Origin of the sequence: Agrobacterium sp. Ap1, assembly GCF_017313375.1 — a bacterium.
Classification (GTDB): Bacteria; Pseudomonadota; Alphaproteobacteria; order Rhizobiales; family Rhizobiaceae; genus Neorhizobium; species Neorhizobium cellulosilyticum.
Map to the genome: position 1 here is coordinate 1 of NZ_JAFLMY010000052.1, position 4,993 is coordinate 4,993.

Sequence of the window (4,993 nt, forward strand, 5' to 3'; positions counted from 1 at the left end):
GCTGGGCCAGTCGGAAGCCATTCTTCTCGCCATAGCCCGCACCGGTCTTCGTGCCGACCTCCAGCGCCATCAGCTTCTCGGCAGCAAAGCCGATCATCTCGCGCAGCAAATCGGCGTCGGCGCTCTTCTCAACGAGTGAGCGCAGGTTCATCATGTCGTCGGTCATCGGTGGTGTCCTTCAGGTTGGCTCTAAGCAACCCGACCCTACCGGAAATCACCGATGGCTATGAAATCCAGCTACACCACTCGACGGGACACGATCTTGGAACGCGGGCAATACATCCAAGCTCCATGGGTGCAAAGCCGCCGCGCTAGGTGGCTGAAACCGTTACTCGTCGACCCGCATATGATCTACGAATTTTCGGCACAACAGACATGCCAGGGCCGCTGCCACTTCGAAACGGCCCGAACATGATTAGAACCTATCTATTCAAGGGAATAGCATGTCGCAGACTATCGTAAATTAGCGTGGTCTAGCGTGCTGTAGAGTGGTTGCGGGGGCAGGATTTGAACCTGCGGCATTCGGGTCAGGAGCCAAGCGAGCTACCACGCAGCTCTACCGCATCACTTGGAATGACCGCCTCTAATTCCCATATGGTCACTACAAGCGGCCGCCACGGTGCGTGGCCATCATCTGGCCGTTCCATCTCAAGGAGACAACCCATGACAGACCAAGGAGTCGCTTCGGCGGCAGAGCCCGCCTATGAACCAAAGGTTCTAGCCAAGAAGTTTAGGATACCTGTCGAAGACGCGGCCAAGATCATTGACCAATATGGCTCAGACCGTAAGGCCATCGACAAAGCTGCCCGCCGTATTGCGGCCTAAAAACAAAAGCGGCGATCTCGACCCAATGGGGAGACCGCCGCAGGATTACCTGTTGCTGAGAGGAGGCAGCGCCAGGCGATGGAAGACGCCAGCAGGTGCGCATTGGTATGAGGCGTCCGGCGTACCGTTGGCGGTCCCGCCATTGTCCGCAGCGCGGCTCGACATTGCAGATTGTAAGTACGGATCAGAAGCTGTGCTGCTGCATTCTCGCTTCCGTTAGCCACTTACATTTCAAAGGAAATGATTATGAACAACATTGTTTGGCTCGTTGGAGCCGTCGTCATCGTACTTGCTATCTTGGGCTTCTTCGGGCTGCGGTAAAACTTACGCCCGCGTTCAGAAGCTGCAACAACGTGCAGCATAACGGGGCGTCCGGTCCGAGTTCAGGGCGCATGGATGATTGGGATCGCGTTAAGTGCGCGACCCCTTCACCCATAAAGGGGCACCAGTTGCCGGAAACCTCCCTTGAGTCTTCGCCGATAATCCGCCAGCCTCCTAGCCTCCTCGAAGTTGTTTTGGCCGCGATCAGCAGTCGCCTCCCGGCGTAGATCGCATGTCGCCCTTCGCGGACCTCTCCGAGCTGCCCATGCTCTTTGTCGTGGCCGCCTCGGTCAGCACGCGGACGTATTCATCCTGCATCACATCGAGCGCACGACCGAACGTGTCGCGGTTTTCGTGCTCGTTGAAGATTTCCTGCTAAGCTTGCGAACCGCTCTCAACATTCGCTCCCTCTCGGCGACCGATCAAGAGCTGGCGAAGGTTGCTTGGGCCATACGGAAAGCCGTCTTCGCATCGCTGCACTCCGATACGCCTGTTGGGTTAGTGTAGGCCGCAGCGAGTAGTTAGTGTAGGCCGCAGCGAGTATTTTCCTAGCCTCGGTTTTACTGATTTTTACGCGCTCACCTTTCCGAAGGTTCAGCTTAGCGGCTCAGAATCCTCCGCTTTGACCATCCATCGATAGTGGCTTTTTGCCCGACGCCTCGAAGCTGCGGAGACATCGTGACCGACAAACTTGACTGCATCTTTCACAGCTCCGATGATCCCATCTCCGAAGATCTCGCCATCATATTGGTGGAGGAGAGATTGCAGTGCTCGCGGGTATCAGTCGACGTCCGCTTCCCCCCGACGAGGTGTGGGATGTAGCCAAGATGGTGTTCAAAGATATTGCTGGCTGGCCTCATGTTTCTCCTCTTGCTGCTGGAGCGGCTCCGGCCCTCATGCGGGCATGTTGTCTCGGAACCATTGACCTTCGCACGAGTTTGGTGACGGCAGACTAATGTCTGAAACACCGCGTGAAGGAGCCGGCTATGCAAAACGTTATTTGGGACAAGCCAGTCGTCGTGGGCGGCAAGTTGGTTTTTGGTCCTCTTGAGGCCCGACGGTTTCTGATGACCGACTGGCCGCACAAGAAGGATTCGAACTTCGCTGCAGCTGATGCGTGCATCCTCCGCGCGCTGGATGGCCGAGCCTCACCTGATGAGGCGCGGGAGCTCTTTGAGGCAGCCCTTCATTCAGCTGCGCTGGTAACCACCTTTGACTACAAGCTGGCGGGTTAGGCCGTGACATCTCTCACCTTTCTTCCCATGCTGGCGCTTGCGATCTTTCTCATCCTCGCTCTCGGAATTTTCACGTTCATCATCCTCCGTCGCGGAAAGCTGCGAGAGAGGAATCCTAGCCAGGTCGATCCCGACAAGCCGACCGCCGAATGGCTGAAGCGCGAAGCCGCTAACGGGAAGCGACCGCTCTGATGGACCAATTCGGAACTTGTGCCGCGGTCCGCCGTTTGCAGTGCAGCAACCACTGGAGGCCGCATGTCGACTTATCTGCCCATGAGCATCCTTGCCGCGATACTCGTTTGTGCTCTCGCCGCAGCAGCAATTGCGGTCTACAGCCGCTGGAGGCGGAGCCGAGCACCCAGTAAGCAGGTTCCGCCGGAAGAGCCAACCTACGACTGGATCTACCGCGAAGCTGAAAACGCTCACAAGATCGGCAAGGGCCCCGAAGCCTGAACCAATATGGGGCACGGCGGTAACTGATCATTAAAGATACTGCCAGCATAGTCACCGATAGGGGACGACTTTGCTGGAGTTTATGATGCGTATTAACGGCGCTGTCCTCTTCGTAATACCCTTGATGGCATTGGTTGCGTTGGGCGCTTCCATTCTTTGGGAGCGCCCAACGTCTATCGATTACACGTTTACGAGCAGTATCCCATAGGCTGCTGCCGGCCTGGTAGCCGACCCCTATTCATCCGCATGAGATGTGCCGAAAAGCGTCGTATTCACCGAGCGCAAACGGGATCCCCTTTACGTCAGCGGGATCGTTACTCTCGATGAGGCCCAGCGCGAAAGTCAACTTCTCAAGCCTGGCCTGACCGCGCTCCTGCGTCCCTTGATCGTGGCTCCCCAATCACAGCCGATAAGCGCTCGATCGTGTCTTTGTCTTACCTCGAGGTTGAGCCAAGTTTCACCATGATCCTCTTCGACGACGCTCTGGGTGACTTGTACGACGCGCTCGACAGCCGCCCGGGCCAGCGCATGCCGTAAGGCAGAGGCGCCCGTGCCCGGCGCGGATGTTTCTTTTGCTTGACCCCTGCTGTAACGGAGAAAGTAAGAGGGATAGGGTATCGCCTCAGTATCTTTAGAGGCTCGTCAGAAATTGTCGGCTCATGTAGTGGAGCAATGGAAGCTGCCGACATGCTCGATGCGGTTTGGGCGATCGGCAGCTCCACTTGCAGGATGGTGCACATGGTTGGCTCGTGATCACCACGCTGGACCTGGATCTCAACCTGGCGGGTCGGTGATAGGCGCTTTGCCGTCTACCGCGCCAAATCGGTCGGTCATCCATGTCTGCACCACAAAGACCGACAAGATTATCGCGGCAGAGAAGAGAAAGGTCGTAACTAACGGGCGTCGTTCCAGAAATCTCATCAGGGCGCAACGTTATCGTTGGCGACCAGTTCCAGATCGATGTGGGGAGCATAGCCGATAAGCCAAATTTCCATCCGCTCCGGGTTTTCGTCCTCGGTATAAGGGCAAATAGATGCTGGATCGCCACGCTCGGCGGCTTCTCTGCCCAGATGAAATAGATGGATACGCTCCACCGGTATGATCTCGGAATTGTTCACTGTCTCGAAGCCTTCAACCCAGGCGTCCAGCTTTATTCCACTGCAGTCGATGTAGGGATTGGTGTGGCGCGGCATCCCTATGCAAGCCGCTCTTCTCCCCTGATTAAAACACTGCGAGTGCAAAACATCTTCAGCGGACATATATGGTACCCCGGTTTCTTCCACTAAACTAAAGATTGCGAATGAAGTTCCTTTCGCTTCCCAACTTTTTTGGAACGCGCGACTGGCGAACCGGACGCAGGGTCAATGCAGCGTTGACGTTGTTCTGCTCGGGCGGTTAAGAGTCGCATCTGTATCCTGTCGCAGCTTTAGTGAGGGCCATAATGCGGGTGATTGACGTCATTGAGCAACTTGAGGGCGCTACAGAGGGTTTTCGCGAATTAGATATGGAGGTGGCTAAAGTTCTGGGCTGGCGGCGTAGCAGTCGTGCAGTCACGGATTCTTCTACCAACGCGACTAAGATTGAAACCATCTGGATTAACCCATTGTCGGAACAACCTGGCCGCGTGCCGAGGTATACGACAAATGTCCAATCGGCCTATGAATTGGCGATGCAACTGCTTCCATCGTCTGTGTGTGCCGTCAAATGGGACGGCACCCAAGGATGGGCATGGATGGATTCGTCAGAGACGCCAATATTCGCGGCCACTCCAGCTTTAGCTCTTTGCGCTGCCACCCTGCGCGCTTGCGGGAGTCTACCTAGCTGAGGTCGTGAATTCCCGCGCTAACCCCGTCCGAACTCATCGACAATGCGGATGATGTCGTCTTCCTCGAGATAGGAACCGGTCTGCACCTCGATCATTTCGAGCATGATCTTGCCGGGATTGGCGAGGCGGTGGACTTCACCCTGCGGAATGTAGACCGACTCGTTTTCGCGCACGATCTTGATCTCGTCGCCGACAGTGACTTCCGCCGTACCCTTGACGCAGATCCAGTGTTCGGACCGGTGATGGTGCTTCTGCAACGACAGCTTCTTGCCCGGTGTGACGAACAGCCGCTTCACCTGGAACCGGTCACCGTTGAGGATCGACGTATATCCAC

General features: G+C 56.3%; 6 protein-coding genes and 1 pseudogene. 4 read left to right on the top strand and 3 right to left on the bottom strand.

All coding sequences use genetic code 11. From position 1 onward, the window contains the following. Positions 1 to 166, bottom strand: a pseudogene (locus JZX87_RS30750) (IS256 family transposase); the annotation flags it as partial. Positions 167 to 663: 497 nt separating this feature from the next. Between JZX87_RS30750 and JZX87_RS30755 the strand changes: the two are divergent. From JZX87_RS30755 to JZX87_RS30770, 4 genes are all read left to right on the top strand, one after another. Then, positions 664 to 825, top strand: coding sequence for a hypothetical protein (locus JZX87_RS30755; RefSeq protein WP_183687939.1), 162 nt, complete (start codon positions 664 to 666; stop codon positions 823 to 825). 1,307 nt (positions 826 to 2,132) lie between these two features. Continuing rightward, on the top strand, positions 2,133 to 2,381 hold the full coding sequence (locus JZX87_RS30760; protein WP_148144903.1) for a DUF982 domain-containing protein: 249 nt from the start codon (positions 2,133 to 2,135) through the stop codon (positions 2,379 to 2,381). 3 nt (positions 2,382 to 2,384) lie between these two features. Further along, entirely contained in the window at positions 2,385 to 2,573 is a 189-nt protein-coding gene (locus JZX87_RS30765; protein ID WP_183687937.1) for a hypothetical protein, read from the top strand. Between the two features lie 63 nt (positions 2,574 to 2,636). Next, the gene (locus JZX87_RS30770) at positions 2,637 to 2,834 is read left to right on the top strand and encodes a hypothetical protein (protein ID WP_148144901.1); all 198 of its coding nucleotides are present in this window, start codon (positions 2,637 to 2,639) and stop codon (positions 2,832 to 2,834) included. Between the two features lie 920 nt (positions 2,835 to 3,754). Here the strand turns inward: JZX87_RS30770 and JZX87_RS30775 are convergent. Beyond that, positions 3,755 to 4,093: an Rmf/CrpP family protein gene (locus JZX87_RS30775; RefSeq protein WP_206829618.1), complete on the bottom strand. Its 339-nt coding sequence runs from the start codon at positions 4,091 to 4,093 to the stop codon at positions 3,755 to 3,757. A 583-nt stretch (positions 4,094 to 4,676) separates the two neighbouring features. After that, the coding region (locus JZX87_RS30780) for a cupin domain-containing protein (protein ID WP_206829619.1) at positions 4,677 to 4,993 on the bottom strand (317 nt) is incomplete at its 5' end.

Excerpts from the sequence above, each read along its gene's own strand:
- JZX87_RS30755 (WP_183687939.1), top strand. The coding sequence starts at position 664 with ATGACAGACCAAGGAGTCGCTTCGGCGGCAGAGCCCGCCTATGAACCA.
- JZX87_RS30760 (WP_148144903.1), top strand. The coding sequence starts at position 2,133 with ATGCAAAACGTTATTTGGGACAAGCCAGTCGTCGTGGGCGGCAAGTTG.
- JZX87_RS30770 (WP_148144901.1), top strand. The coding sequence starts at position 2,637 with ATGTCGACTTATCTGCCCATGAGCATCCTTGCCGCGATACTCGTTTGT.
- JZX87_RS30775 (WP_206829618.1), bottom strand. The coding sequence starts at position 4,093 with ATGTCCGCTGAAGATGTTTTGCACTCGCAGTGTTTTAATCAGGGGAGA.